Source organism: Klebsiella sp. MS 92-3 (genome assembly GCF_000195655.1).
In the GTDB taxonomy this organism is placed as follows: Bacteria; Pseudomonadota; Gammaproteobacteria; order Enterobacterales; family Enterobacteriaceae; genus Klebsiella; species Klebsiella pneumoniae.
Map to the genome: position 1 here is coordinate 7,631 of NZ_GL882814.1, position 1,352 is coordinate 8,982.

Consider the following 1,352-nt stretch of genomic DNA (forward strand, 5'->3'; position numbering starts at 1 on the left):
CGCGCCCCCCGTCGCCGGCTTTTTCTTCCCATCATCTGCCACTCTGGCACAGTCATTGCTTTATTTAACCTGGTAGCGGCATCGTCCGACCCAGTGCAACCAGGTTGCACCAGAAACGATCGGTGGTCGCGCTATTTTGGTGCAATGGAAGATATTTGCCTCCGATTGGTGCGGAGCGCTTCGCAAAAATAAACAATAAAGCAGCAAAATCTTTACATTAAGCCAAACTAAATGCTAACAAACACATACAAATGCGGCACGTGGACGCGTGCCCCCAATAACAACACACACAATCACAATGGGTATCAATAGCGTCGCTGACGCTGCGGATAAGGAGTTGGATATGCAATTACGTAAACTGGCCACGGCAATGCTGGTAATGGGAATGACCGCTGGTCTGGCGCAGGCGGAAGATGCTGCCCCGGCGGCTGGCCAGAACACCCTGGATAAGATCGCCAAAAACGGGGTTATCGTTGTCGGCCATCGTGAATCTTCGGTCCCGTTCTCTTACTACGATAACCAGCAGAAGGTTGTGGGCTACTCTCAGGATTATTCCAACGCCATCGTCGATGCCATCAAGAAAAAACTGAACAAACCCGATCTGCAGGTCAAACTGATCCCGGTCACCTCGCAGAACCGTATCCCGTTGCTGCAGAATGGCACCTTTGATTTCGAGTGCGGCTCAACCACCAACAACCTTGAGCGCCAGAAACAGGCGGCCTTCTCCGATACCATCTTCGTGGTCGGTACCCGTCTGCTGGTGAAGAAAGGCGGTCCGATCAAAGATTTCTCGGACCTGAAGGATAAAGCGGTCGTCGTCACCTCCGGAACCACCTCGGAGATCCTGCTGCATAAGCTGAACGATGAGAAAAAAATGAATATGCGCATTATCAGCGCCAAAGATCATGGCGACTCTTTCCGCACCCTGGAGAGCGGACGCGCCGTGGCCTTTATGATGGATGATGCCCTGCTGGCTGGCGAACGCGCCAAGGCGAAGAAACCGGATAATTGGGAAATCGTCGGCACCCCGCAGTCGAAGGAAGCCTATGGCTGCATGCTGCGGAAGGACGATCCGACGTTCAAGGCGCTGGTTGATGAAACCGTCGCCCAGGCTCAGACCTCTGGCGAAGCGGAGAAGTGGTTTGACAAATGGTTCAAAAACCCTATTCCGCCAAAAAATCTTAACCTCAACTTCGAGCTGTCGGACGACATGAAAGCGCTGTTCAAATCACCTAACGACAAAGCACTGAATTAATTATAACAACCAGGGGCGGGATATCCTGCCCTCCCGATGATTGTCACAGCACGGACAGACTATACGGCGGGGGGGGGGGGCCCCCCCCCCCCCCCCC

At 53.6% G+C, this 1,352-nt stretch carries 1 protein-coding gene; it reads left to right on the forward strand.

All coding sequences use genetic code 11. The annotated features are described in order from the left end of the window. The first annotated feature begins 343 nt into the window (after positions 1–343). A complete protein-coding gene (locus HMPREF9538_RS13235) occupies positions 344–1,255 on the forward strand; it encodes an amino acid ABC transporter substrate-binding protein (RefSeq protein ID WP_020316703.1) in 912 nt (303 codons plus the stop codon). The last annotated feature ends 97 nt before the right edge of the window (positions 1,256–1,352 follow it).

Excerpts from the sequence above, each read along its gene's own strand:
- HMPREF9538_RS13235 (WP_020316703.1), top strand. The coding sequence starts at position 344 with ATGCAATTACGTAAACTGGCCACGGCAATGCTGGTAATGGGAATGACC.